Annotated in this window: 22 protein-coding genes; 13 read left to right on the forward strand and 9 right to left on the reverse strand. The window is 60.2% G+C overall.

What is annotated here, in order from left to right:
- The first annotated feature begins 147 nt into the window (after positions 1 to 147).
- The gene (locus tag IB246_RS23140) at positions 148 to 1,806 is read left to right on the forward strand and encodes a hypothetical protein (protein ID WP_008040438.1); all 1,659 of its coding nucleotides are present in this window, start codon (positions 148 to 150) and stop codon (positions 1,804 to 1,806) included.
- A 33-nt stretch (positions 1,807 to 1,839) separates the two neighbouring features.
- Here IB246_RS23140 and IB246_RS23145 read toward each other — a convergent pair whose 3' ends face one another.
- The gene (locus tag IB246_RS23145; protein WP_008040435.1) at positions 1,840 to 2,604 is read right to left on the reverse strand and encodes an alpha/beta fold hydrolase; all 765 of its coding nucleotides are present in this window, start codon (positions 2,602 to 2,604) and stop codon (positions 1,840 to 1,842) included.
- Positions 2,605 to 2,820: 216 nt separating this feature from the next.
- On the opposite strand from IB246_RS23145, the gene IB246_RS23150 reads away from it, so the two are divergent.
- Both IB246_RS23150 and IB246_RS23155 read left to right on the forward strand, forming a co-directional pair.
- Positions 2,821 to 4,497 (forward strand): MFS transporter, encoded by a 1,677-nt coding sequence (locus IB246_RS23150; protein WP_008040433.1) that lies wholly within the window; start codon positions 2,821 to 2,823, stop codon positions 4,495 to 4,497.
- Positions 4,498 to 5,502: 1,005 nt separating this feature from the next.
- Positions 5,503 to 6,345 carry a helix-turn-helix transcriptional regulator gene (locus IB246_RS23155; protein ID WP_032832844.1) on the forward strand — a complete coding sequence of 281 codons (843 nt, stop codon included), beginning with the start codon at positions 5,503 to 5,505 and terminating at the stop codon, positions 6,343 to 6,345.
- Between the two features lie 60 nt (positions 6,346 to 6,405).
- On the opposite strand, the gene IB246_RS23160 is transcribed toward IB246_RS23155, so the two are convergent.
- Entirely contained in the window at positions 6,406 to 6,915 is a 510-nt protein-coding gene (locus IB246_RS23160) for a YkgB family protein (protein ID WP_008043932.1), read from the reverse strand.
- A 283-nt stretch (positions 6,916 to 7,198) separates the two neighbouring features.
- Between IB246_RS23160 and IB246_RS23165 the strand changes: the two genes are divergently transcribed.
- Positions 7,199 to 7,654, forward strand: coding sequence for a hypothetical protein (locus IB246_RS23165; protein WP_008043934.1), 456 nt, complete (start codon positions 7,199 to 7,201; stop codon positions 7,652 to 7,654).
- Positions 7,655 to 8,630: 976 nt separating this feature from the next.
- Here the strand turns inward: IB246_RS23165 and IB246_RS23170 are convergent.
- The gene (locus IB246_RS23170) at positions 8,631 to 10,217 is read right to left on the reverse strand and encodes a winged helix-turn-helix domain-containing protein (protein WP_008042321.1); all 1,587 of its coding nucleotides are present in this window, start codon (positions 10,215 to 10,217) and stop codon (positions 8,631 to 8,633) included.
- Between the two features lie 233 nt (positions 10,218 to 10,450).
- Between IB246_RS23170 and IB246_RS23175 the strand changes: the two genes are divergently transcribed.
- The 4 genes from IB246_RS23175 to IB246_RS23190 all read left to right on the forward strand — a co-directional run bounded on the left by IB246_RS23175 (position 10,451) and on the right by IB246_RS23190 (position 14,438).
- Entirely contained in the window at positions 10,451 to 11,194 is a 744-nt protein-coding gene (locus IB246_RS23175) for an SDR family oxidoreductase (RefSeq protein WP_008042322.1), read from the forward strand.
- Between the two features lie 45 nt (positions 11,195 to 11,239).
- Positions 11,240 to 11,650 (forward strand): cupin domain-containing protein, encoded by a 411-nt coding sequence (locus tag IB246_RS23180; protein WP_008042324.1) that lies wholly within the window; start codon positions 11,240 to 11,242, stop codon positions 11,648 to 11,650.
- Positions 11,651 to 11,748: 98 nt separating this feature from the next.
- The gene (locus IB246_RS23185) at positions 11,749 to 12,846 is read left to right on the forward strand and encodes an HlyD family secretion protein (protein ID WP_008042326.1); all 1,098 of its coding nucleotides are present in this window, start codon (positions 11,749 to 11,751) and stop codon (positions 12,844 to 12,846) included.
- On the forward strand, positions 12,843 to 14,438 hold the full coding sequence (locus tag IB246_RS23190) for a DHA2 family efflux MFS transporter permease subunit (protein ID WP_008042328.1): 1,596 nt from the start codon (positions 12,843 to 12,845) through the stop codon (positions 14,436 to 14,438). Before IB246_RS23185 ends, IB246_RS23190 begins: the two co-directional genes overlap by 4 nt.
- An 83-nt stretch (positions 14,439 to 14,521) precedes the next feature.
- Here IB246_RS23190 and IB246_RS23195 read toward each other — a convergent pair whose 3' ends face one another.
- Positions 14,522 to 14,962, reverse strand: coding sequence for a phage infection protein (locus IB246_RS23195; RefSeq protein ID WP_145316151.1), 441 nt, complete (start codon positions 14,960 to 14,962; stop codon positions 14,522 to 14,524).
- A gap of 219 nt (positions 14,963 to 15,181) precedes the next feature.
- Between IB246_RS23195 and IB246_RS23200 the strand changes: the two genes are divergently transcribed.
- Positions 15,182 to 16,729: a T6SS phospholipase effector Tle1-like catalytic domain-containing protein gene (locus tag IB246_RS23200; RefSeq protein WP_192230181.1), complete on the forward strand. Its 1,548-nt coding sequence runs from the start codon at positions 15,182 to 15,184 to the stop codon at positions 16,727 to 16,729.
- Positions 16,729 to 17,379, forward strand: a complete 651-nt coding sequence (locus tag IB246_RS23205) for a DUF2931 family protein (protein ID WP_008037853.1) — start codon at positions 16,729 to 16,731, stop codon at positions 17,377 to 17,379. The genes IB246_RS23200 and IB246_RS23205 overlap by 1 nt, the downstream gene beginning before the upstream one ends.
- Before the next feature lie 63 nt (positions 17,380 to 17,442).
- Here the strand turns inward: IB246_RS23205 and IB246_RS23210 are convergent, their stop codons facing one another.
- Positions 17,443 to 18,135: an RES family NAD+ phosphorylase gene (locus IB246_RS23210; RefSeq protein ID WP_008037851.1), complete on the reverse strand. Its 693-nt coding sequence runs from the start codon at positions 18,133 to 18,135 to the stop codon at positions 17,443 to 17,445.
- Positions 18,129 to 18,533: an antitoxin Xre-like helix-turn-helix domain-containing protein gene (locus tag IB246_RS23215; protein WP_008037849.1), complete on the reverse strand. Its 405-nt coding sequence runs from the start codon at positions 18,531 to 18,533 to the stop codon at positions 18,129 to 18,131. Before IB246_RS23215 ends, IB246_RS23210 begins: the two co-directional genes overlap by 7 nt.
- 132 nt (positions 18,534 to 18,665) lie before the next feature.
- Between IB246_RS23215 and IB246_RS23220 the strand changes: the two genes are divergently transcribed.
- On the forward strand, positions 18,666 to 19,058 hold the full coding sequence (locus IB246_RS23220; protein WP_008037847.1) for a GFA family protein: 393 nt from the start codon (positions 18,666 to 18,668) through the stop codon (positions 19,056 to 19,058).
- A 395-nt stretch (positions 19,059 to 19,453) separates the two neighbouring features.
- On the opposite strand, the gene IB246_RS23225 is transcribed toward IB246_RS23220, so the two are convergent.
- Together IB246_RS23225 and IB246_RS23230 are read right to left on the reverse strand one after the other, a co-directional pair.
- The gene (locus tag IB246_RS23225) at positions 19,454 to 20,311 is read right to left on the reverse strand and encodes a hypothetical protein (RefSeq protein WP_192230177.1); all 858 of its coding nucleotides are present in this window, start codon (positions 20,309 to 20,311) and stop codon (positions 19,454 to 19,456) included.
- 118 nt (positions 20,312 to 20,429) lie between these two features.
- Complete coding sequence (locus IB246_RS23230) at positions 20,430 to 21,608, reverse strand: GGDEF domain-containing protein (protein ID WP_008037844.1); 1,179 nt, start codon at positions 21,606 to 21,608, stop codon at positions 20,430 to 20,432.
- 192 nt (positions 21,609 to 21,800) lie between these two features.
- On the opposite strand from IB246_RS23230, the gene IB246_RS23235 reads away from it, so the two are divergent.
- Complete coding sequence (locus IB246_RS23235; RefSeq protein WP_008037842.1) at positions 21,801 to 22,415, forward strand: dihydrofolate reductase family protein; 615 nt, start codon at positions 21,801 to 21,803, stop codon at positions 22,413 to 22,415.
- A gap of 32 nt (positions 22,416 to 22,447) precedes the next feature.
- Positions 22,448 to 22,927, forward strand: coding sequence for a VOC family protein (locus IB246_RS23240; protein ID WP_008035586.1), 480 nt, complete (start codon positions 22,448 to 22,450; stop codon positions 22,925 to 22,927).
- A gap of 29 nt (positions 22,928 to 22,956) precedes the next feature.
- Here IB246_RS23240 and IB246_RS23245 read toward each other — a convergent pair whose 3' ends face one another.
- Positions 22,957 to 24,300, reverse strand: coding sequence for an MFS transporter (locus IB246_RS23245; protein WP_008037839.1), 1,344 nt, complete (start codon positions 24,298 to 24,300; stop codon positions 22,957 to 22,959).
- Between the last annotated feature and the right edge of the window lie 27 nt (positions 24,301 to 24,327).

Below are 24,327 nucleotides of genomic sequence, written 5' to 3' on the forward strand. Positions count from 1 at the left end.
TCCATGACGCCAGCCTGTCGTCGGCTGCACCGCCCGGCCGGAGCAGCCGGGGTATGCTGGATCTCCCGAACTGTCGACGGTCTCCGGCAAGTCAGGCCGTGAGGCGTTTTCTGCGAGGTTCCAGGCTCTGATCGAGAGGGTAAACCGATGCACGACTATTACGATTTGGGCACCTACAGCCGCCCCGTAACGACGCGTTCGCCACAGGCTCAGCTTTGGTTCGACCGCGGATTATTGTGGTGCTACGGCTACAACCACGATGAATCCATCCGCTGTTTCCGCAAGGCGATCGAACACGACCACGATTGCGCGATGGCCTACTGGGGAATCGCCTATGCCAGCGGCCCCAACTACAACAAGCGCTGGGACGCGTTTATCGAACAGGAGTTGAAAGACGCCGTCGCCCAGGCCCGACTGGCGACGCGTACTGCGCTGGCGCATTGCGACGGTGCCAAACCGGTGGAACAAGCGCTGATCCGGGCGCTTGAGCAACGCTATCAGGCCGACGCTGCCGACAGTGTTGAACAACTATTCACCTGGAACGATGCCTACGCGGCGTCGATGCGCGATGTCTATAAAGCCTTTCCCGACGATCCCGATGTGGCGGCGCTGTTTGCCGAAGCCTTGATTGACCGCACACCCTGGCTGTTGTGGGATCTTACAACCGGTGAACCCGCGCCGGGTGCCGACACCCTCGAAGCGCTGGCTGTGCTGGAGCAGGCACTGGGCGGTGCGCCGCACCCCGGGGTGCTGCACATGTACGTCCACACCCTGGAAATGTCACCCCATCCCGAACGAGCGTTGCGCGCCGCCGATGTTCTGCGCGACCTGGTGCCGGACGCCGGGCACCTGCGCCACATGCCGTCGCACATCGACGTGCTCTGCGGCGATTACCGTGGGGCCATGAACACCAATAGCCAAGCGATCCTGGCCGACCGAAAATTCCTGGAGCGGGAAGGGCCGCTCAACTTCTACACCCTGTATCGATGCCACAACTACCACTTCAAACTCTACTCGGCGATGTTCCTTGGGCAGTACCAACCGGCGCTGGACGCCGCCGAAGAGCTGATGTCGACCATCAAGGAAGAACTGCTGCGCGTCGAGCAACCGCCCATGGCCGACTGGCTGGAAAGCTTCGTGTCAATGAAGGTGCATGTGCAGATCCGCTTCGGCAAATGGCAGGACATCCTCGCCACTCCATTGCCCAATGACCAGGAACTGTACTGCGTGACCACCGCGATGCTGCATTACGCCAGAGGCGTGGCGCACGCGGCCAACGGGCATATCGCCGCCGCGCAAGCCGAACAACGGCTGTTCATCAATGCGCTGACCCGCGTGCCGCCAACGCGTTACCTCTTCAACAACCAATGCACCGACATCCTGGCGGTGGCCGGCGCCATGCTGCACGGGGAAATCGAGTACCGCAAAGGCAACTACGACAGCGCGTTCGCTCACCTGCGCGAGGCGCAGTCACTGGACGACAACTTGCCGTACGACGAGCCTTGGGGCTGGATGCAACCGGTGCGACACGCGCTGGGTGCGCTGCTGCTGGAGCAGGGGCGGGTGGAAGAGGCCTTGCAGGCCTATTGGGCCGATCTGGGGCTGGACGATACGCTGAGCCGTGCGTCCTGGCATCTGGACAATGTCTGGAGCCTCCACGGTTATGTGGAGTGCCTGAAACGCTTGGGGCGGGACGCCGAAGCCGCGGCGGCGCGAACCCGCCTCGATCTGGCCATGGCGCGGGCCGATGTGGAAATCACCGCCTCCTGTTTTTGCCGTGTCGGGGCGCGCTGCTGTCAGGGCTGAACTCGCCGGAAACGGGCGCCACGACGCCCGTTTTCAGGCATCGAGAAACGCGTCGATCATTGGCACCAGCCATTCGGTGCGCGTGGTCACCTGCATGTGATCGGTGCCGGGGAGCACGGCAAGCTGCGCGTGTGCCAGGCGCCGGAACATCTGCACGGCATGTTCGGGACGGATGACGTCGGCATCGCCGACCACCACCAACGTCGGCGCGGTGATGCGGCGGATATCGTCGTCGGGGATGTCCTTGAAATCGCGCATGCGCCGGGCTGCCTTGTCATGCATCAGCCGCAGATTGCCGGGCTGCGGCGCGACCTTGAGGTACGCCTCCTGCAGTTCCGGCGGCATGTTCTCCAGCGTGGCGTTGGCCATCGCTTCCCAGAGCCACGGATAGGCACCGTCGCGATTGACCAGCGCCGACGCCGCTACGATTTTGCGCACGACGTCCGGATGCCTGATCGCCACCTGCAAGGCGATGGTACCGCCATTGCTGAAACCGAACAGGTCCGCTCGCCCGATGTGCAGATACGCGAGCAGTGCCGCCGTGTCGTCCGCGGATTGCTCGAAGCTGAACGGACGGTCGACGATGTCCGCTGTGTGCCCATAACCCTGTTGTTCGATGGCAATGACCTGACGCTCAGCCGCCAGCACCGGCAGGATCTGACCGAATGAGGTTTCAAGGGTGTCGCCGCCGCCATGCAGCAGGACGAGGGGCGGTCGCGTGGGGTGCGCTGCGCCGTGAATCTCGAAATAGATCCGCAGGCCGTTGACGGGGGCGTAGCCGGTTTTGCGCTGATTCATGGCGGGTTCTCCGCGTATTTGAGGGTTTGCAGGCTGGCGAGTGGATATCTGCACGAAGGTGATTATGCTTCATGAAACCTTGCAGTGATGTGAGGCGGTCAGCCTGTTGCCAGGCTTTGTGCATTCCGTAGTCCGATAACTTCAGCCCCAGGGCCTGGGTGCGACGATGCTAGTGAGGTGCTCCGGCCTACAACAAGAGCAAGACGGAGAAGACTCATGGCCGCAATCGACAACACCACCACGGGCAACGTGCCCAACCACGGGATCACCAGGGAGGAGCGCAAGGTCATCTTCGCCTCGTCCCTGGGCACCGTGTTCGAATGGTACGACTTCTACCTTTACGGCTCTCTCGCAGCGATCATCGCCAAGCACTTCTTTGCCGGCGTCAACGAGACAACCGCCTTCATCTTCGCGCTGCTCGCGTTCGCTGCGGGGTTTGCCGTGCGGCCTTTCGGCGCGATTGTGTTTGGGCGACTGGGCGACATGATCGGACGCAAGCACACCTTCCTGATCACCATTGTCATTATGGGTATCTCCACCGCCATCGTCGGGTTTCTGCCCGGCTACGCGACCATCGGCGTCGCGGCGCCGATCATCCTGATCACCTTGCGACTGCTGCAAGGCCTGGCGTTGGGCGGTGAGTACGGTGGGGCGGCGACCTACGTCGCGGAGCATGCGCCGAAGGGCAAGCGCGGCTATTTCACTTCGTGGATTCAAACCACCGCGACCCTCGGTCTGTTCCTGTCGCTGTTGGTGATTCTCGCCTGCCGCACCGTTCTCGGTACGGAAGCGTTCGAGGCCTGGGGCTGGCGGATTCCGTTCCTGCTGTCGATCCTGTTGCTGATCATCTCGGTGTACATCCGCCTGCAACTCAGCGAATCGCCGGTGTTCCTGAAAATGAAGGCCGAGGGCAAGTCGTCCAAAGCGCCGCTGACCGAATCTTTCGCCCGTTGGGAAAACCTCAAAATTGTGATCATGGCGCTGCTCGGCGGTACTGCCGGCCAGGCTGTTGTCTGGTACACCGGGCAGTTCTATGCGCTGTTCTTCCTCCTGCAAATGCTCAAGATCGACCCGCAGACCGCCAACCTGCTGATCGCCGGTTCGCTGCTGATCGGCACGCCGTTCTTCGTGATATTCGGCAGCCTGTCCGATCGCATCGGCCGCAAGGGCATCATCATGGCCGGTTGTATTCTGGCGGCGGTGACTTACTTCCCGATCTTCCATGCGTTGACCCAGTACGGTAACCCCGACGTGTTCGCGGCACAGGCGAAAAACCCGGTCACGGTGGTCGCTGATCCAGACCAGTGTTCGTTCCAGTTCGACCCGGTGGGCAAAGCCAAATTCACCAGTTCCTGTGACCTTGCCAAGACGGTACTGGCGAAGAAAGCCATTCCCTACATCAACGAAAAAGCCGATCCGGGCACCGTTGCGCAGGTTCGCATTGGCGGCAAAGTGGTCGAGAGCTTCGAGGGCACCGGCATGCCGGCCGCCGACTTCAAGACCCGCAACGATGCCTTCGTCGCGACCCTTGGCACCTCGCTCAAGGACGCCGGTTACCCTGAGAAGGCGGATCCGGCGAAGACCAATTACCCGATGGTGTTGTTGCTGCTGACCATCCTGGTGATCTACGTGACCATGGTCTATGGCCCGATCGCGGCGTGGCTGGTGGAACTGTTCCCGGCGCGTATCCGCTACACCTCGATGTCGTTGCCGTACCACATTGGCAATGGCTGGTTTGGCGGCTTCCTGCCGACGGTTGCGTTTGCCATGGTCGCGGCCACGGGGGATATCTACTACGGGCTTTGGTATCCGATCGTGATTGCGGTGATGACGGCTATTCTTGGGACGTTCTTTTTGCCGGAAACCAAGGATCGGGAGATTCATCACACTTAGGGTTGGGAGGGTTTTTTGGGATTGGGTGGGGGGATATCCGTTGCTGCGGTGATGGCGGCTGGCGGTTTCGCCCTTACGGCGAGTCACTTGGAAGAGCCCCAAGTAACCAAGGGCTCTTGCCCCTTTCGTTCGGTGCCTCGCCGAGGCTCGGCATGCCCTCGCTCCGGTCCTGCTCCGTGGGCCCGCCGCCATCGGCCATCCCTGGCCGGGGGCGGCTAACCCGGCATCCATGCCGGGTTGCCCACTGCGCAGAACCTGCGCTCGGCCTCTCGAGGGGGCGTGTACCTCAAGATCAAAAGCTGAAGGCGAGCTAACGCTCGGCCTGATGAGTGGTGAAAATCAAAAGCGTATGGGATTCCCTGTAGGAGCCGGCTTGCCGGCGAAAAACGTCTGGGCGACGCGTTCATTCAGACAGTACGCGTTATCGTTGACGTCCATCGCCAGCAAGCTGGCTCCTACAGGGTAAATGCAGATGTGTCTGGATAAATACGATCAACCGTAGGAGCCGGCTTGCTGGCGATAGCGTCCGTCCAGTCAATAAATGCGCCGACTGACCCACCGCCATCGCCAGCAAGCCGGCTCCTACAGGGGGGCGGTGTACATATCCGGAATGAGTGACCGCAGCAGTGAAGGCGAGCGCGTACGGTTATAGAGACAGGTCGGCTGGCAGGCCGCCTCGCTTTGGCTTTTGCTTGGCTTTTGATCTTGATCTGCCCCGTCGGAAGGCCGAGTGGAGGTTCTGCGTAGTGGGCAACCCGGCATGGATGCCGGGTTAGCCGCCCCCGGCCAGGGATGGCCGATGGCGGCGGGCCCACGGAGCAGGACCGGAGCGAGGGCATGGCGAGCCTTAGCGAGCCACCGTACGTCAGGGGCGCGGGCGCTTGGTTACTTGGCGCTTCTCCAAGTGACCCGCCGTAAGGGCGGAACCAATAGCCGCCGTTACCGCAGGAATGGATATACACCCAGTCAAAGACCTCCGGTCTGTACCACTCCAAGAGAATGCCCATGGATCGCCTGTCTACGTTGTTTTCGCAGTTCGGCGTACGCGCACACCTGTTTTACAACGGCAGGCTGTGCGGTATGGCGGCGTACGATGGCGCCGACCAGCGTGGTCATATTCACCTGCTGCAGGCCGGTACCATCACTTTGCGGGGCGGCGACCGTAAGGACGTGCTGCTGACGCAACCCAGTCTGATTTTTCTGCCACGCCCAAGCCGGCATCAACTGTTCGCCGGTGAGCCCGAGGGCGCTCAACTCCTGTGTGCGTCAATGGAGTTTGAGGGTGGGGTCGATAACCCATTGTCTGCCTCGCTACCCGATTGCCTGGTGCTGCCCCTGGAAGAGTTGCCGCAGCTGGCCGATACGCTGCGATGGATGTTCGTTGAGGCGGCAGCCGGACATTGCGGCAGGGAAGCGGCGCTGGATCGCTTGTTCGAATTACTGATCATCCTGCTGTTTCGACATCTGCTCGATCATCACCAACTGCGGACCGGCATGATGGCCGGGCTCGCGGATTCGCGACTGGCGCGCTCGCTGGTGCAAATGCACAACGCACCTCACCGTGCCTGGTCGGTGGCGGAACTGGCGAGCGAGTCGAACATGTCGCGTGCGGCCTATGCCGTGCATTTTCGGGCCGTTATAGGGCAGACACCGGCGGACTATCTGCTGAGCTGGCGTATCAGCCTGGCGCAGAAGCGTTTGCGTGAAGGGCGGCCGATTACGCTGATCGCCGCGGAAGTCGGTTATGAAAGTCCTTCGGCACTTGCTCGCGCGTTTCGTCGCAAGACGGGCTACAGCCCTCGGGACTGGCTGAAAGATTTGGCGGGAGAGGGGGACGGACTTTCTTGATGGGGCATGGCCTGAAAACATCGAATTGCTTCAGGCCATCCCAAGAGAAGGATCATCGATTCAGCGGTTTTCCAGCGCGGTTAATGAATGGCCGGCCACGAAGATGGACGCGGCAAGCAACCCGATGTCTTTCAGGAGAAACTGGCCCGGTGCAACCGAAATGGCCGGGAAACCGAGGCTGGGTTCGATCACTCCAGGTGTCGACAACATAAAGCTCAACGTCGTGAAAAACAGCCCGGCTGACAAGGCGCCACCGATCAATGAAAGCTTGGGTGACAGCAGTCGACCTGCAATAAGAGCGCCGATCGAGACTTCCAGGACGCCGAGTAAACTGGAGAAGGTATCGACGCTGAAAATGTTGTAGACCCAACCCAGGAAAGGGCTATTGCTCACCAGCGGAACCAGGCCTTGCGCTTCGTAGTGAGTGAATTTCATGCCACCGAACCAGAAGTAGATCACGGCGAGGGCAAAGTACGCTCCGTAAGTCCCAATCGCTGTGGTTTTGCTCCCGAGCGATGATTGTCCAGAGGCGGTATTGGTTTTGTAGTTCTCGATGCTTAAGGTTTTCATGAGTCAGGCTTCCAATAGTGGGGTGGCAATACCTTTCACACCCCAACGCGGTGTGCGTTGGGAGTGGAGACAGTGTTGCCTTTGATGCCGCGCTATTGGGTTCTGAACGTATTGAGTCCGATGCAGATCGTCTTGACTCATTGTTGGTGCTGAATGAGAAGGGCCTCGACGCTCATCCTCTCGCGGTGGAGGCCGGGCTTGTTTTACCATTCGGGCCCACCTGCTCAAGTGGCACGCGACCCGATGGTTGCGCGTCGTATTCAAATGGAAGGATCCCAGCGTCATGTCCGGTTCGTTGTTTCGCAAGCTCGCCTTGTCCAGCCTTCTCTTGCTCGCCGGTTGCGCTGCATCAACCCCGAATGCTCCGATTCCCGTCAAGTCCAAGGCCATTGAAGCTTTCACCGACATCTGCCTGAAGACTGCGCCATCGTTCGCCGGTTCGGCCGAAGCAGCCAAGCGTTACGGTATCGATGATTTGCAGGATATGGGCTTTACTCGTATCGGCTTCACGGCTGACAAAAACCTTGCGGTGCAGTTGTCTGCGAAAGAGTGCGTGGTTACGACTCCGAGCCAGTCCGACAATAGCCTGACCCGGCAATTGCTGAGCGCTGTGCAGCCTTATTCGCAGACAGCGGTGGCGGATCGTGTGCCGTCGAAGGTTAGCCTGCAGGGCGAAAACTTCATTCTTCAGCATGACCGTAATGGTGGTGAGGCTTACGTGCTGTTGCGCAATAACTGAGCTGCGGTTTTTTAGCCTGCGGCGGATTTGGGAATGGTGTACATATCCGTTGCTGCGGTAACGGCCGCTTATGGTTTCGCTTTTACAGCGAGTCACTTTGGAAAAGCCCCAAAGTAACCAAAGGGCTCTTGCCCCTTTCGTTCGGTGCCTCGCTAATGCTCGGCATGCCCTCGCTCCGGTCCTGCTCCGTGGGCCCGCCGCCATCGGCCATCCATGGCCGGGGGCGGCTAACCCGGCATCCATGCCGGGTTGCCCACTGCGCAGAACCTCCACTCGGCCTCTCGAGGGGGCGCTCAGATCAAAAGCGGAAGGCGAGCTAACGCTCGGCCTGATGAGTGGTGGAAATCAAAAGCGTACGTGCCCCCTGTAGGAGCCGGCTTGCCGGCGAAAAACGCCCAGACACCGCGTTGATTCAGACAGCCCGCGTTATCGTTGAAGTCCATCGCCAGCAAGCTGGCTCCTACAAGGGAAATGCATTGGTTTTCGGTATGTCCTCGATCAACTGTAGGAGCCGGCTTGCTGGCGATGCGGTGGGTCAGTCGACACATTTATTGACTGGACGGACGCTATCGCCAGCAAGCCGGCTCCTACAGGGGATCGGTGTTCATGTCCGGAATGAGTGAACGCAGCAGTGAAGCAGAACGCGTACGCAAATGAGCCAGGTCGGCTTTCAGGCCGCCTCGGCGGCTGTGGCGGTAGTCGCACCCTCGAGAGGCCGAGTGGAGGTTCTGCGCAGTGGGCAACCCGGCATGGATGCCGGGTTAGCCGCCCCCGGCCATGGATGGCCGATGGCGGCGGGCCCACGGAGCAGGACCGGAGCGAGGGCATGCCGAGCCACAGCGAGGCACCGAACGAAAGGGGCAAGAGCCCTTGGTTACTTGGGGCTCTTCCAAGTGACTCGCTGTAAAAGCGAAACCAATAGCGGCCGTTACCGCAGAAACGGATATACCCCCAAGCAAAGTGATCAGCACCACACTCACTCAGGCAACCCAGCCATCCTCAGCCCCTGCGCAAAACGAGCAAGATCCTCTGGCCGCTGAATAGGCAGCCATTCTTTCAAATTGGAAACACGCAATGCAGGATCCAGCTCGCGCAAGCGCTGCATCGCCTGCTTCGCCTTATCCATTTGTCCCCTCAGCGCATGACTGGCCGCCAGCAGCGCGACCGGAGGCAGCAGGGTGGGCAGGTTGCGCAATGCCTTATCCGCCCAGTCCGTCGCACAGTCGTAGCGCCCGGCAAAGAAATGCGCGAGCGCCATGCCCACCTGCATCCTGAACATCTCCGGGTCCAGCGGGCTCAAGCGCACGGCATGGGTCAAAAACTCGATGGCGGCGTCTGTTTCACCGCGCAGTGCACGCAAAATACCGCCCAAAAACCAGGCAGGAGCGAGGTTCGGATTTAGCAGGCGCGCCCTGTCGAGCAGGGCAATGCCGCCATCGACATCACCAGTGAGATGGGCCAGCGCATGCCCGCTTCGCGTCAACGCCACCGCATCGTCCCGACCAAGCGCCATGGCCAGTCGCGCCAGCCGCGCACCTTCGGCGATCTCTTGAGGTCGATCGGTCATCCAGCCATTCAACTTGCGCCAGAAATGACACCACGCCGCCATGCCATAGGCCGACGCAAACTCCGGGTCGAGTTCGATGGCCTTGTAGAACATCACCAGCGCCTCCTCGATGGCTTCCCGTGTGCCGTTGTGCAGTTTCGCCATTCCCCGCAGGTAATAGTCGTAGGCACAAAGGCTTTCCGTCGGCTTGCGCTTGGCCCGTTCGATTTCCGCCCGTTCGAGCTGTGGCGCGATGGCACCGACGACGCTTTCAGTGATTTGATCCTGTAACTCAAAGATGTCGTCGAGCGTGCCTTCGAAGCGCTCCGCCCAGAGATGGGTTCCGGTCGTTGCATCAATCAGTTGCCCGGTGATGCGCACCCTGTCGCCGGACCTGCGCACGCTGCCTTCCAGCACATAACGCACGCCGAGCTCCTGGCTGACACCCTTGACGTCCACGGAGCGGCCTTTGTACGTGAAGCTCGAATTGCGCGCGATCACGAACAGCCAACGGATCCGCGACAGGGCGGCGATGATGTCCTCAACCACGCCGTCGGCGAAATAATCCTGCTCCGGGTCGCCGCTCAGGTTCTGGAAGGGCAGGACAGTGATCGAGGGTTTGTCCGGCAGCACGAGGGGCTCATTCCGGTCGGCGGGCATGCCTGCGTCGATATCGTGTCCGTCAGGTTGCCGGGCCTCGGCGGTCTCGCCTGCCTCGACCTGGCCAATGAAGCGGTAACCCTTGCGCGGCACCGTGCGAACCAGGCGCTGTTCCTCACCGGTATCGCCGATGGCCTTGCGCACCGCATTGATGTGGCTGGTGATCGTCGATTCCGAAACCACCCGGCCGCTCCACACTGCCCTGAGCAAGTCATCCTTGCTGACGACGCGATCGCGCTGGCTGACGAGCTGCAGCAATAAATCGAAGACCTGTGGCCCGATGGGCACGACTTGCCCGCGCAAGGTGAGTTCCCGACGCTCTTGATCGAGCACGTAGTCTTCAAACACGAATGGCAAGGTGAATATCCCCTGGTCGAGCGGGTAATGGGTACGAGCAGTCGATAATACGGCAGCGCGTAACCGGCTGCACCGCCGAGTCAGGATGACATTCAAACGGCGGTTTTTTTGGACGAAAAACCAAGCGTGAGCGAAGGTAAATCCAAGGCCTGCGCAAGGACTTCGCTTACGCACGGGGGCACTCTTTGCTCACACCGACAGCAATGGTTGCCGTCGTGAAGCGGAGAGAACCCATGAAGATCGTCGTCATTGGAGGCACTGGCCTCATCGGATCGAAACTTGTGAACAACCTCCGCGAGCGCGGCCATGACGTGCTCGCTGCCGCCCCTAGTACGGGCATAAACAGCATCACCCGCGAAGGCCTGGCCGAAGCGATGGATGGCGCTGATATCGTCGTCGATGTGGCGAACGCACCGTCGTGGGAAGACCAGGCCGTCCTCGACTTCTTTGAAACTTCGAGCCGCAACCTGCTGGCGGCTGAAGCGGCCGCCGGCGTTCGTCATCACGTGGCCCTGTCAATCGTCGGTAGCGAACGGCTTCCCGAGAATGGCTATTTCCGGGCCAAGGTCGCCCAGGAAAACCTGATCAAGGCGTCCAGCATTCCTTACACCATCCTGCGGGCTACGCAGTTCTTCGAATTTGTCGGCGGTATCGCGCAATCGGCCGCCGTCGGTGAGGAGATTTGCCTTTCACCCGCGCTGATCCAGCCACTGGCGTCCGACGACGTAGTGGCGGCGCTGACGGAGGTCACGCTGCAAACGCCGGTCAACGGCACGCTCGAAGTCGCGGGGCCCGAGGCCATGCCGCTGGACGAACTGGTCAGGCGCTTTCTGCGGGCAACCGAGGACACCCGCAAAGTCGTACCGGACGTGCACGCACGCTACTTCGGCGCGGTGCTCGACGACCAATCGCTGACCCCCGGCAAGCACCCGCGCCTGGGCGCGATTCGTTTCGAGGACTGGCTCGCCCGGTCCTGACACCGGGTTGCGCCCTCATCAAACAGACGCATAAGGAGATTTGCCATGTTCACCCGATATCTTCTGGCCGCTGCTTTCGCAGCGCTCTCGATCACCGCGTCGGCCGACGACAAGCCCGCGGGCAAGGTGACGGTCGTGTTCGACCGGCCCATTCCCAATATCCCCGGCAAGAGCATGAAAGGCGTGGTTGTCGAATATGGGCCTGGTGCCGCGTCGCCGGCCCACACCCATCCGAAAACGGCCTTCATTTATGCAACGGTCCTGGAAGGCTCGTTTCGCATCAAAATCAAAGACAAGCCGGAAAAGATCTACAACGTCGGCGAAAACTTCGTAGAGGAGCCTGGCTCCGTGCACGAAGTCAGCGCCAACGCCAGCGATACCCAACCTGCGCGTTTGCTGGCGGTGTTCGTCCTCGACTCCGATGAAAAGGTGCTCGTCACGCCCATCGGCAAGTGACTTCACACACGCGCTGATCGACGCGCAATAGCCGGGCGGCAGGCCACTGCCGCCCTTTGGCTGCTGCGTTTCCCGGCATTGAACAGGTAATGAGAGAAATGAACTCGCTCCAGGACAAGGCCGCCATTGCCGCCGGCGCAAGCGCCGAAATCCCTGTCGCCGTGACGCGCCGCAGCAAGAAAAAAATCATTGGCCGATTGCTGTGCGTCGCCGCCGTTCTGGTCCTGGCTGCCGGAGGGGCCGTGGCTGTTTTCAGCGGCGCGACCTCCACCGATAACGCTTATGTGCGCGGCGACGTGACCTCGCTCGCCGCCAAAGTGGCCGGGTACATCACGTCGGTAGAGGTCGAGGATAACCAGACCGTCCGGGCGGGTGATGTCCTGTTTCGCATTGATGATCGAGACTACCGCGCTCGGCTGGCGCAAGCCGTGGCGAATGTCAGTGCGGCCCAGGCTCGCCTGAGTCATGTCGATGCCCAGACCCAGCTTCAGCGTGCCCTGATCCGCCAGGCCGAAGCCCAGCGGCGTTCAGCTTCCGCCGAGATGAATCTGGCGACCAAGACCCATGATCGCAATCGCAAACTGATCGTCAGCAACGCGGTCAGCCACGCCCTTGTCGATGAAACCGCCGCCGCACAATCCAGAGCCGAGGCGACGGTATCGGCCGCCTCGGCATCGGTCGAGGCGCAACAGCAACACATCGCCGTGCTGGTCACCGAGCGCGAAGCAGCCGTTGCGGCGGTGAATCAGGCGCAGGCGGCGCGGGATCTCGCCCAGATCGATTTCGACAGCACCGTGGTCCGCGCGCCTGTCGATGGCGTTATCGGTAACCGCCAGGTTCGCGTGGGTCGGTATGTGACGACGGGCGTGTCGTTGCTCGATATCGTGCCGGTTCATGATGTGTGGGTCGTGGCGAACTTCAAGGAAACCCAACTCGAGCATATTCGCCCCGGTCAACGCGTGCGCATCACAGTTGACGGCTATCCGAACGAGGCACTTGAAGGCGTGGTCGACAGCTTTGCACCGGGCAGTGGTTCGGCATTCAGCCTGCTGCCCACGGATAATGCGACCGGCAACTTTGTTCGTGTCGTCCAGCGAGTGCCGGTGAAAATCCTGTTGGCCCACAACCCGTTGCCGGGCCGCATCGTGCCGGGCCTGTCAGCGCGGGTCGAGGTTGCGCAAGGAAGTGGCTCGTGAGCACGGTGGCCACCGCCACGCCGGGCAATACCAGCGTGACGAATGGCCTCCTGCTCATGGCGGGCATCCTGCTTGCCGCGCTGACGGAAGCGCTGGCCGGCACCGTCCTGTCGCTTGGACGCAGCGACATCATCGGCGATACCTATGCAACGCCCGATGAGTTCGCCTGGCTGGACATTGGCTACACCGCGTTCAAGCTGATCGGATTCATGACCGCTCCTTGGTTGGTGAACCGTTTCGGTCCGCGTCAGGTTCTCCTCGGCGCGACGCTGCTCATGGGGCTGGCGTGCGCCGTTGCCGCCATGACGGCTCGGCTGGATCTGCTGGTAGCGCTTCGAATTATCCAGGGCTTCGCCGGCGGCACGCTGCTGGTCGGGGGGCAGGTGATCATCTTTCGCGCCTGGCCGCGATCTCACCAACCCATCCTTCAGGCGCTGTTCGCCATCGGCGCGGTTGTCGCGCCCGCCACCCTCGCGCCGGCCCTTCAAGGATGGTTGATCGATAGCCAGTCCTGGGCCTGGATTTTCTTCAGCGTTGTTCCGCTCGCCCTGGCGGCCAGTGGACTTTTGCTGACTGCCGACGCCCCGATGCCGACCAAGACACGGCATCGTCCGTTTGACGGGGTCGGCTTCTGCCTGATCTGCGTCACCTTGTTGTGTTTTACCTATGTGCTCAGCCAGGGCAGCCGATGGGACTGGTTCGAGGAACCGCGCATCCTGTGGCTGAGCGTGATCGGGGGCGCCGCGCTGCTGGCTTTTCTAGGCCAGCAACTGTTGACCCAAGGCCAGGGTGTGCTCGATTTCAGCCTGTTCAAATCGAGCGATTTTACCTTCGCCTTTATCGTCAGTTTTGTCGCCGGTGCGGCCTTGTTCGGCAGTGCGTTCCTGATTCCGGCATTTGCACTGTCAGTCCTCGCGTTCACACCCACCGATGCCGGCCAGCTGCTGTTGCCCAGTGGCGCCTTTTTTATCGGGGCGTTGCTCATTTCGGCCTGGCTCATGCAGGCCCGCCGCGTTCCGCCGTTCGCCACCGTGCCCTTCGGCATCCTGATGATCATGGTTGCGATGTGGATGCTGTCCGGTTCCACCCGTGAAAGCGGCGCCGACGACATGATGGCGGCCATCCTGTTGCGCGGGTTGGGTCTTGGTTTTTTGTTTCTGTCGATCACCCTGATCGCGTTCAGTGACCTCAACAGGCGCAACCTCGCCAGCGGCATAGGGCTTTTCAATACGGGGCGCCAGTTGGGTGGCCTGATGGGCGTCGCAGGGCTTCAGACGCTGATCGAGCATAACGTTGTCGCCAACTCGGTGGTCCTTGGCGCCAGTGTTACTCCGGGCGGGGGCGCGGTCATCGAACGACTGACCGCCACGACAGCGATGTTGTCGGCCAAAGGAATGGATGCAGTGGCTGCGGGTCGGGCGGCGATGAACCTTCTGGGTCGTACCGTCACAGGTCAGTCCACCGTGATTGCGTTCGACAGCGCATTTGTTGCAGTGACGCTGCTTTTCGCAGTCGCCGCGCCCATGCTGGTCGGCATCAAAATCGGGTTGGGGCGATACGCGAAGCGGCGTGCTGCGGTGTCACCTCAATGAAGGCCACTCATTTGTTTGACGCAAGAAAAAGCCCGGCTGATTAGGCCGGGCTTCTCGTTGAGTACCGCGATAGAGCCATTCATTCATACAGCGCGGCTTTCGATCAGACGGTCAGAGCCACCTTCGGCAACGCGGTTTTCGATCAGACGGTCGGAACCACCTTCAGCGACGCGGTTTTCGATCAGACGGTCAGAGCCACCTTCGGCAACGCGGTTTTCGATCAGGCGATCGGAGCCACCTTCGGCGACGCGGTTTTCGATCAGACGGTCGGAACCACCTTCGGCAACGCGGTTTTCGATCAGACGGTCGGAACCACCTTCGGCCACACGATTCTCGATCAGACGATCGGAACCACCTTCAGCCACACGATTTTCGATCAAACGATCCGAACCACCCTCAGCCACACGGCTTTCAATCAACCGATCCGAGCCGCCTTCAGCGACAACTGGGTGAGCGGACGAAGCGGCAAAAGCGTTAACTGCAAAAACCGAGAAAGCGATGCTGAGGAAGAGTTGGCGTTTCATGGTGGTGTGCTCCGGGGTGTAGTTGTTTGGTATGGAGGCGATGTTACGCCGCACAATTTTTAAGAGAACTTCATTGAATTAATGGTGACCATTGACGAAACCAATACATGGAAGAAGGTCCATGTTGTCCCAGTGATGGCATCTGGCTACGCGTTGCTTGATTGGATCCACAGTGGCACCCTCAGCGCCCGTTGCACCAAGGAGCCAGGTGATCAAGGAATGAGTGGATACGTACCCAACCCCCCGAAAAACTTCCGATACGACGAAGCCAAACCCGTCGACATCCACGCCAGACGCTGGGCCGAGTACGAGAAATACGGCAAGGCACCGGCGGCAGCGAAGGAGAAAGTCCGCGTCGCATTGCGCATTGGCGTGTTCTTCGACGGGACGCTGAACAATGCGAGCAACTCGGCTTCAGGATTGCTGTGTGGCGCCCATCATCCGATTTTGCCTGCGGATGTAGATGCGAGCTGCAAGCCGTATATGGCGGATCCGGAGGGGAGTTATGGGAATGATGTGAGTAATGTTTTCAAACTATACGAGCTCTACCCGACATCGGAAGTAGCCGGAAACGATGCGTCGTCCAAACTCGTACAGCGCAGCCTCTACGTTGATGGGATCGGCACCGATGCGGCCGCCGAAGACAGCTTGGGGGCCGCGGCGACCGGGCGAGGAGATGCAGGTGTAGCAGGGAAGGTACAAAAAGCGTTTGTCGCCATGAAAGCACTGATCAAGGAAGCGATTGATCGTAATCCTGACGGCGAGATTACATCGCTCACATTCGACACCTTTGGGTTCAGTCGAGGCGCTGCCGCTGCCCGACATTTCGCCAACGAAATCGTACGTTGCAAACTGGGACCTTTAGGTGAAGTGCTTCGCAGCAACCCCAAGGGCTTCAGCTCCAGTTTCGATGCCCAGTACAACAGCGAAATTATCATGGGCTTCATTGGCTTGTTTGATACTGTGCCCTCGGTCGCAGGGGTCACAAACTTAGGTAACATTCAAAGTCCCGTGGCGCCGGGGATCAAGCTCTACCTTGACCGCAAGTACTTTACCGATGTCATTCAATTGACTGCACGGGACGAGCGTCGGGCCAACTTTGCGTTAAGCACAGTTATTCCTGCGCACACCGAAATACCCGTTCCCGGCGTGCATTCGGATGTCGGTGGGGGGTACCGGGAAGAAGTGGAAGAGTGCGTGTTGGTCAGCCCCATGCAGGCCCTTACGATGCAACAGGGAACCGATATTCAAACCACTTCGATTTATCGTGATGCTCAGCAGCAGAAAGCGAGTTGGATAGCCAATGGCTGGCCAGAAGCAATGCTGGAAATCGTGACTCCGAAACCGACCCCACTTCCGAGAGAAGATCAGGCATCGGGGGGCAAACAGGTGCGCGCGTATGCAGGGTTGCAGCTCAAGCGCCCGGTCAGTGGCAAGCTGTCGGTGGTGTATCTGCACCTGATGCATAAATTGGCGAGGGAGAAGGGCGTGCAGTTTGGTGTGATCGACGAAAACGATCCCGCTAACAGCTTGCCTTCTGAACTACAGCCTTTTTGCGACAGGGTTCTTTCCGGAAACTACGAGCCAACGGCTGAAGAAGAAAAAATATTGAAGCTCAAATACGTTCACATGTCTGCCAACTGGAGTAATCCTGTAGGCGCGAGTCGGGAGCGGGGTGTGACCATTCGCTATACCAACGCGCCGACTGAAAGTGGAGTACGTGTGCGCCATCCTCATGTGCCGGACTCTAGCTGGAGAGTGTTTTGATGCGTGCTTTGGTTTTATTACTTGGCCTGTGGTTGGTGGCTGGGTGTCAGGCGTCAGACACTCTTCAAAAAAGCGAGCTCACCAGAAAATGGTGGAGTCTTAGCTTCAACCAGCCGAATTACATGAAGGTTTGGGTCGAAGACAGTCAGGTCGAAGACATCAACGGCAAATTGTTGCGCCGAACAGGTGGCGGAACGGCGGCGGGAAACGAGCCGGAAGACGGTATGGAGTCCGCTCGGGGTTGGGGGCAAATTACCGGAGGAATTCGGGAAGTCGTAGGGGCCGATTTGCCAAAGCGTATCTATGTTCGCTGGCAGTCTGTGGTGGAGTCAAAAACCTACCGAGTCTGGATCGATATACCTGAAGAAGCTCGGCAAATCATGCGGGCGACAGTGAACGAGCCTTGCCCGACGACACCAGATGAACCTGCCGGTACGATTGCGTTGGTCTACGTCGGCCTGGCACCAGGAGGGATCGCACAGGTTTGGGTCTCGGACAAATGCATGAAGGCCGTAAAAGTTGCACGCGCCCAGGCCGAGGTTGAACCTCTGGGGCCGCATCTTGGAAAATCCGGCGGCAATTACTATCCCCAGTCCGAGGCGTCCAAACGCTATGTCGAAAAATACGGCATCCCGTACGGCAGTTGGTAACCCCCCACACAAACAAAAACGGGCGCCTATCAAGGCGCCCGTTTTCATTTCGGCATAACGCATTCAAGCCTCACTAATCTGACTGACACTCGTCACCTGCCCATTCCAGACCATCTCGTAATGCGCCGCCTGAATCACCGATAAAACCGGTTTTGGCGTCATCAGCGCCCAGCAATCACTGCCGTGCATTCGCACCGAGTGGTAACGAAGCCCAGGGCAACCCGCCTCTTTGACTGACTTCCCTAAACGACGGGAGTGCGTGTAATCGTCCGGATCGTAAACAGGGTCCGTCATCGAAAGGGAGGTCGCATCTTTCATCCCGACCTCCACAAAAGAGCAGGACAACCCGCGGAAAACAAACCGCTCGTAGTTGAGGCTCGGGACATTCGACCAATACAGGCTCTGATGATGCTTCACTTCTGCCAGTGCCGTTTCCAGGGTATCCGCCAGATACAACACCCCAAAACTGCCATCGCTGAACCGCGAGCCCGCCGGGTTTACGTGGGTAAAGGGGGCCGTCGCATAAGAGCAGCCCGGAATGCCGAACGGGATTTCACTGCGGCGAATCAGCTCAAGGCGACCCACTTCATTTTTAAGTCTCGGGTTGGTGAGTTCCTGGATCTGATACAGCACTTCAAACGCGTCCGCGTCCGCCACGTCATCAAACAAGGCCACCGGGGGGAACTTGGAATTGACCAGTCGATAGGCCTGCAATGGCTCGCCGGCAAGTGCTGCCAGTTCGCTCAGCCTCACCATTGCGCGCCCCGCAGCACGTCGATGCGCCGGAAGGTCTCATACAAGGAAATCATATCGCCCTGAGCCATGATCTCGAGCGGGGAGCGGCCGTTGAAGAATTCGTTGTCGTTGGCCATCGACGGGAAGCCGTAGACGTTTTCCGGGTTGTCGAACACCAGGCGCAGCGCCGCGTGGATGTTGAGCACGAAACTGATGCGCTGCATCTGGTCCGCGTCCAGCGCCACGGCCCAGTCGGGATCGCGTTGGCGGGCGCGGGTGTAGGTGCTGCGGGAGATGCGCAGGATACGGCAGGCCTGATCGCTGGAGGCGCGCCATTTATCGAGGATGCCGACAGCGGCGCGCAGGCCGGTTACGCACTGGCTTTTGGTGAAGGCTTGTTGCTGGAGGGCAACGGCCATGTTCATGACCTCAAATTGAATCTATAGATTCAAAATTAGGTAAAAAGCATCTGTAGAGCAAGTTCGTTGCGACCAGTGGTGGCTGCTATCGTAATAAGCCTTCCGGTCACACGAATTCAGAGGAGGCGTACCATGGACTCTTTTACCGGCGGTTGCCTGTGCGGCAACGTGCGAATTGTGGCATCCGGGCGGCCATACCGGGTCGGCCTCTGTCACTGTCTCGATTGCCGCAAGCATCATGGCGCGCTGTTTCACGCCTCCGCGATATTCCCCGAGAGTGCGGTGACGATCAGCGGCGAAACCCGCGACTATGCCGGGCGTTTTTTTTGTCCGCGCTGTGGCTCCTCGGTTTTCGCCCGCACCGACGACGAAGTTGAAGTGAACCTGGGATCGCTGGATGCCCCTGACCAACTGACGCCCACCTATGAAAGCTGGATCACCCGTCGCGAGCGTTGGCTGCCGCCGTTTCCGTTGACCCGACGATACAAGCACGACCGCGAAGGCACGGGACGTTTTGAAGGGTAGCCCCCAAACCTGTAGGAGCTGGCTTGCCAGCGATGAGGCCCACGCAATCAACGCAATATTCAAGGCCCAATCGCCAGCAAGCCGGCTCCTACAGGGGTTGTGTTCTACCAGCGGCATCAGCGTTGTGAATGCCACCGACCAGACAACCCGAAACCTGTAGGAGCTGGCTTGCCAGCGATGAGGCCCTCGCAATCAACACAATATTCAAGGCCCAATCGCCAGCAAGCTGGCTCCTACAGGGGTTGTGTTCTTCCAACGGTATCAGCGTTGTGAATGCCATCGACCAGACACCCCGGAACCTGTAGGAGCTGGCTTGCCAGCGATGAGGCCTTCGCAATCAACGCAATATTCAAGGCCCAATCGCCGGCAAGCCGGCTCCTACAGGATCGGCGGTGTCACGAAACCAGGGATTGCAGCTTTTTCATGATCCCGACGCTCGGATCTGTGTTTTTGGCTGAGCTGGATTTTTCGCTGTCAGATCCGTCCGTCACGATACCCGCGAGGATTTCAGCCAGGTTGTGGAAATGCCCGGTCTTCTTCTCGGCGGGGTCCAGGCTCGAGCTCTGATTCAGCGCCGCTTCCAGCGACAAATGCTGGGACAGCCACTCAGGCTTGGCTTTCTCTTCGGGGCTCATGTTGTCCATGAAATCCAGGGCGGCGCGGGCCCGGCCGTAAGGGTCGTTGATAAACGGGTCTTTCCAGTTTTTTTGCTGGTCCGCCGGGCCACTGTAGTAACCGGTGGCGAGGCGCGCCTGTTGGCGCATCAAGGCTTGTGCCAAGGCTTGTTCCTCTACGGTGAAGGTCCCGCCCTGATTGGTGGCGACGGCGTTCAGCGAGCGTCGATCCAGATCGCCCATCAGTGCATTCCGGTCTTCATCGCTGCTGGTGTACGGTTTGCCGCTGGCTTTCATCAGCGCGTATTTTTCATCCATGCGCTTGCGGGCATCGGTGGCCACTTCGGCAAACGTCTTGTCCTTGGAACTGGAGATCGCGCCAGGCTTGGAGGCACCGAGGACGAGGGCGTCGGCGTTCATGCCCGAACGCACCGGGAAGAACGGCGCGTTGCCGGCGATCGAATTGCTGTAGGCGGTGGAGGTGCTGGACAGGCTCACCGAATCGTCGTTCGGTGTCTTGGCCGGATCATCCTGAGCCACGCGTTGCTGTTGCGCAGCCGCCGCAGCCTTCGCCTCGGCGGCAGAGGTGTAGGCCGACATCGCCGCATTCGTTGAAGTCGAAGTTGAAGCAGTGATCATTGTTCTTCCTTGACGAGAGAGGCTCGCAAATGGCCGCGTTGGATCGCTTTGTATCGGACAAGATACGCAGTATTTGTGAACCTATCACTCATGCATGCGTATCAACACAACTGGCGAGTCAGCGGGTAGGTGACAGCTCGTCGCTGGCCAGGGTCCGATCCACCAGGCGCAGGCTGTTGCGTCCGCCGCGCTTGGATTCGTAAAGCGCGGTGTCGCCTTGCTCGATCAAGGCGGTCAGGCTTGCCGGCGGCTGGTCGAACAGGTTGGCGCCGATGCTCAAGGTGACCGGTTCAGGCGTGGTGAATGCCTGTGCGGCGGCCTGGTGAAACCGGTCCCGCAGCGCGTTGCCCAACCCGACGACTCGCTCACTCGATGCGTCATTCAGCAAGATCACAAACTCGTCACCGCCCAGGCGGGCCGCCAGTGCACCGCCGGGCAAAACCGCGCGAATCATCTCGCTGAGCGAAACCAGCAGTCGATCACCGGCCGTGTGGCCGTAGAGGTCGTTGACCAGTTTGAAGTTGTCGATGTCGATCAGCAGCAGCGCGCCCGGTCGCGTGCCCGAGACGTTCTCCAGCAGGCGCGGTGCCCGCACTTCGAGGGCGCGGCGGTTGTACAGGGCGGTCAACGGATCGCGTGCCGCCAGTCGTTCAATCCGTTTCTCCCGCCGGTAGCGCTCGGTGCCGGTCATCGAGAGTGCGATCAGCATGATCGCCATCGCGCCCTCAACCAGCGAAATCTGGATGATCTCGCCACGAAAGGCCGCCAGATCGATCAGCGTGCCTGGCACGACCACCGATATCGCCTTGGCCAGATAAAACAGCCCGTGGGTCAGCAGCACATAACGCAGTTGCACCGCGCCCACGCTCAAAGACTTGCCATGAGGGCGCAAGAGGAAGCTGGCCCTGAGCGTCGGCAGGGCGACCAGCAGCGAATTGGCCACCAGCATGAGCTTCGACCACGACACTTCGTCCGGCAGCAACAGCATGGCAAACCAGGCTGCAAAAATCAGGTACCAGGCACGAGACAGGCGCACCTGCGTAAAACGCGCGACGCCCAACAGGAACAGAAAGTGCGCCGTCACCAACAGGCCGTTGGCGAACCAGATACCGATCAGCAACAGGCCGCTGATGCGCAGCAAGGCGAGGGTCGAACCCACGGTGATCGTGGCAAATCCTGCGCTCCAGAACAGCAGCGAGGGTTCGCGAATGCTGCGCCACTCGATCGCCAGATACAGCGCGGCGGCTGCTGCGAGGGCGATAGAGAGTGTCAACATCGTTGGAGGGTCGAGCGCCATAGCCGGACGGGTCTGCCTGATCTGGGGAGAGGGCTGTGATTGTAGCGTTCAAGACTGTTTTTCGCAGGGCTCGTCATCCGTATATCGCACTGTCGAATTCCCGGCGTCTCGTTCGACTACGGTTAAGGAATGCGCCTGATCGTCGGTGTTTCCTGCAAGAGCGCTGTCACGAAGACCAACCGGGAGAAGACCATGCGCACGCTCACTGTTGCCGCTTTCATCAGTCTTGATGGCGTTATTCAAGCACCCGGCGGACCCGAAGAGGATCCCGACGGCGATTTCCGTTTCGGTGGCTGGATCGTGCCTTACGCCGACGAAGCCTCCGGCCAGGCCATCAACGAGCTGTTCGCGCAGCCGTTCGAGTTGCTGCTGGGGCGCCGCACCTACGACATTTTCGCGGCGTATTGGCCCGACAAAAACGGCCATCCCATCGGCGACCTGTTCAACCGCGTGGCCAAGCACGTCGCCACGCATCGACCCGATACGCTCGACTGGCAGAACAGCCATGCACTGAAAGGCAACCTTGCCGACGCGATACGCGTGCTCAAGCAGCAGGACGGCGCCCGTTTGTTGACCCAGGGCAGCAGTGATCTGGTGCGCCAATTGCTGGCCGCCGGGTTGGTCGACGAGCTGCGGCTGATGACGTTTCCCGTGGTCCTGGGGCGCGGCAAGCGCCTGTTCGGCGAGGATGCACTGGCGTCGGCGTTCACCCTGGCGCACTCGATCACCACGCCAGCGGGTGTATTGATCAGCCGCTACGAACGCAGCGGCGAAGTACATACGGGAACGTTCGAAGACGTTGACTAGGAAAAACCGCCACATTCATTTGGAGAACAAAAATGGTCAGCAAAAACACGATTTGCCTGTGGTATGACGGCACCGCGCTGGACGCCGCGACGTTCTACGCCGAAACATTTCCGGACAGCGCGGTGAACGCTGTCCACCGCGCCCCCGGCGACTATCCGGCGGGCAAGAAGGGCGATGTCCTGACGGTGGAGTTCACGGTGATGGGCATCCCGTGTCTCGGGCTGAACGGCGGGCCGTCGATCAAGCACAACGAGGCCTTTTCGTTTCAGGTGGCGACCGACGATCAGGCCGAGACGGACCGCTTGTGGAACGCGATAGTGGGGAACGGCGGCGAAGAAAACGTCTGCGGCTGGTGCCGGGACAAGTGGGGTTTGTTCTGGCAGATCACCCCTCGGGTGCTGACGGCGGCGATCACTGATCCCGATCCCGCCGCGGCCAAGCGTGCATTTGAGGCGATGATGCAGATGGGCAAGATCGACGTCGCGGCGATTGAAGCGGCGCTCAGGGGTTAGCCGGGTTAAACAAACCACGAGGGTGAGTTTCACCCTCGTGCCACCGCCGGCACCTCTGTTGGCTTCTCACCTGATGAAACATCGTGCAGGGAGATCTTCGAAGTCTCCGGCAACGCCAGGCCGCCAACCAACGCCAACACTGCAATGGCAATCAAGTAGAACGCTGGCGAGAGATTGCTGCCGGTGGTACTGATCAGCCAGGTCGCCATCAGCGGCGCGGTGCCACCAAACAGGGTGTAGGCCATGTTGTAGGTGATCGCCGATGCGGTGTAGCGAGTGCGCGTCGGGAAGGTTTCCGAGAGCAGGGCGGCGGTCACCACGTTACACAACACGGCGCCAATCGCCAGGAGCATGACGCCAACGATGGAGGCTGCGAACGAGCCGGAACTGGCCATCATGAACGATGGATACACCGCCACGATCAACAGCGCGCAGGCCGTCATCACCGTCATGCGCCGCCCGACCCGGTCCGAAAACAAACCGGCCAACGGGCACATCAGTGCGGCGAAGATCAGTGCAATCAGCGACACCAGCAACGCCGTTGCGCGACTCAGGCCGCCCGCGACCTGCAAGTAAGTCGCGAAGTAGGTGGTGAACATGTAGAACGACAGGGCCGTCAACGAGATGAACGCACCGAGGGAGCAGATGGCCGAACCATGGTTGCGCAGGGTCTCCTTGAGCGGAGAGTGCGCGACAGCATGTTGTTGGGTGACGGCCTGGAACGCCGGGGTTTCATCCATCTTCCAGCGCAGGTAAAGACCGACCAGGCCCAGTGGCGCGGCAATCAGGAACGGCAGGCGCCAGCCCCAGCTGCCCATGGCTTCGGCCGACAATGACGCCTCGAGTGCGTAAGCCACCACGGCTGCCGATGCAAACGCGGCAAAGGTCGACACCGGAATGAAACTGCCATACCAGGCTCTTTTATCGCTGGGCGCGTGCTCCATCAGATAGGCGCAGGCCCCCGCATATTCGCCGCCGGCGGAAAAACCCTGGGCGCAGCGGATCAGGCTCAGCAGCACCGGCGCCGTGACACCGATAGCTGCGTAGGTCGGCAACAAACCGATCAGGGTCGTCGCGCCTGCCATCAGCAGGATGGTCATCGCCAGAGTGCGCTTGCGACCGATCCGGTCACCGAGCATGCCGAAGAAAATCCCGCCCAGAGGCCGAAACGCAAAGGCCACGGCGAATACCGCAAAGGTTTTCAGCAGCGCAGCGCTGGCATCGCCGCTGGGGAAAAATTGCTGGGCGATGGTCGTCGCCAGAAAGCCGTAGACGGCAAAGTCAAACCACTCGACGAAATTGCCGATGCCGGCGGCGACAATCACTTTTCTCAGGGTTTGCGGGCTGACCTGCTCTGTCGCGGCGCTTGTCATGCTGAACCTCGATGTCTCATGGGTTTA

The sequence above is a fragment of the Pseudomonas sp. PDM01 genome (genome assembly GCF_014852325.1).
Taxonomy (GTDB): Bacteria; Pseudomonadota; Gammaproteobacteria; order Pseudomonadales; family Pseudomonadaceae; genus Aquipseudomonas; species Aquipseudomonas migulae.

Coding starts and splice junctions, on each gene's coding strand:
- IB246_RS23140 (WP_008040438.1), top strand. CDS start 148: ATGCACGACTATTACGATTTGGGCACCTACAGCCGCCCCGTAACGACG.
- IB246_RS23145 (WP_008040435.1), bottom strand. CDS start 2,604: ATGAATCAGCGCAAAACCGGCTACGCCCCCGTCAACGGCCTGCGGATC.
- IB246_RS23150 (WP_008040433.1), top strand. CDS start 2,821: ATGGCCGCAATCGACAACACCACCACGGGCAACGTGCCCAACCACGGG.
- IB246_RS23155 (WP_032832844.1), top strand. CDS start 5,503: ATGGATCGCCTGTCTACGTTGTTTTCGCAGTTCGGCGTACGCGCACAC.
- IB246_RS23160 (WP_008043932.1), bottom strand. CDS start 6,915: ATGAAAACCTTAAGCATCGAGAACTACAAAACCAATACCGCCTCTGGA.
- IB246_RS23165 (WP_008043934.1), top strand. CDS start 7,199: ATGTCCGGTTCGTTGTTTCGCAAGCTCGCCTTGTCCAGCCTTCTCTTG.
- IB246_RS23175 (WP_008042322.1), top strand. CDS start 10,451: ATGAAGATCGTCGTCATTGGAGGCACTGGCCTCATCGGATCGAAACTT.
- IB246_RS23180 (WP_008042324.1), top strand. CDS start 11,240: ATGTTCACCCGATATCTTCTGGCCGCTGCTTTCGCAGCGCTCTCGATC.
- IB246_RS23185 (WP_008042326.1), top strand. CDS start 11,749: ATGAACTCGCTCCAGGACAAGGCCGCCATTGCCGCCGGCGCAAGCGCC.
- IB246_RS23195 (WP_145316151.1), bottom strand. CDS start 14,962: ATGAAACGCCAACTCTTCCTCAGCATCGCTTTCTCGGTTTTTGCAGTT.
- IB246_RS23200 (WP_192230181.1), top strand. CDS start 15,182: ATGAGTGGATACGTACCCAACCCCCCGAAAAACTTCCGATACGACGAA.
- IB246_RS23205 (WP_008037853.1), top strand. CDS start 16,729: ATGCGTGCTTTGGTTTTATTACTTGGCCTGTGGTTGGTGGCTGGGTGT.
- IB246_RS23210 (WP_008037851.1), bottom strand. CDS start 18,135: ATGGTGAGGCTGAGCGAACTGGCAGCACTTGCCGGCGAGCCATTGCAG.
- IB246_RS23215 (WP_008037849.1), bottom strand. CDS start 18,533: ATGGCCGTTGCCCTCCAGCAACAAGCCTTCACCAAAAGCCAGTGCGTA.
- IB246_RS23220 (WP_008037847.1), top strand. CDS start 18,666: ATGGACTCTTTTACCGGCGGTTGCCTGTGCGGCAACGTGCGAATTGTG.
- IB246_RS23225 (WP_192230177.1), bottom strand. CDS start 20,311: ATGATCACTGCTTCAACTTCGACTTCAACGAATGCGGCGATGTCGGCC.
- IB246_RS23230 (WP_008037844.1), bottom strand. CDS start 21,608: ATGGCGCTCGACCCTCCAACGATGTTGACACTCTCTATCGCCCTCGCA.
- IB246_RS23235 (WP_008037842.1), top strand. CDS start 21,801: ATGCGCACGCTCACTGTTGCCGCTTTCATCAGTCTTGATGGCGTTATT.
- IB246_RS23240 (WP_008035586.1), top strand. CDS start 22,448: ATGGTCAGCAAAAACACGATTTGCCTGTGGTATGACGGCACCGCGCTG.
- IB246_RS23245 (WP_008037839.1), bottom strand. CDS start 24,300: ATGACAAGCGCCGCGACAGAGCAGGTCAGCCCGCAAACCCTGAGAAAA.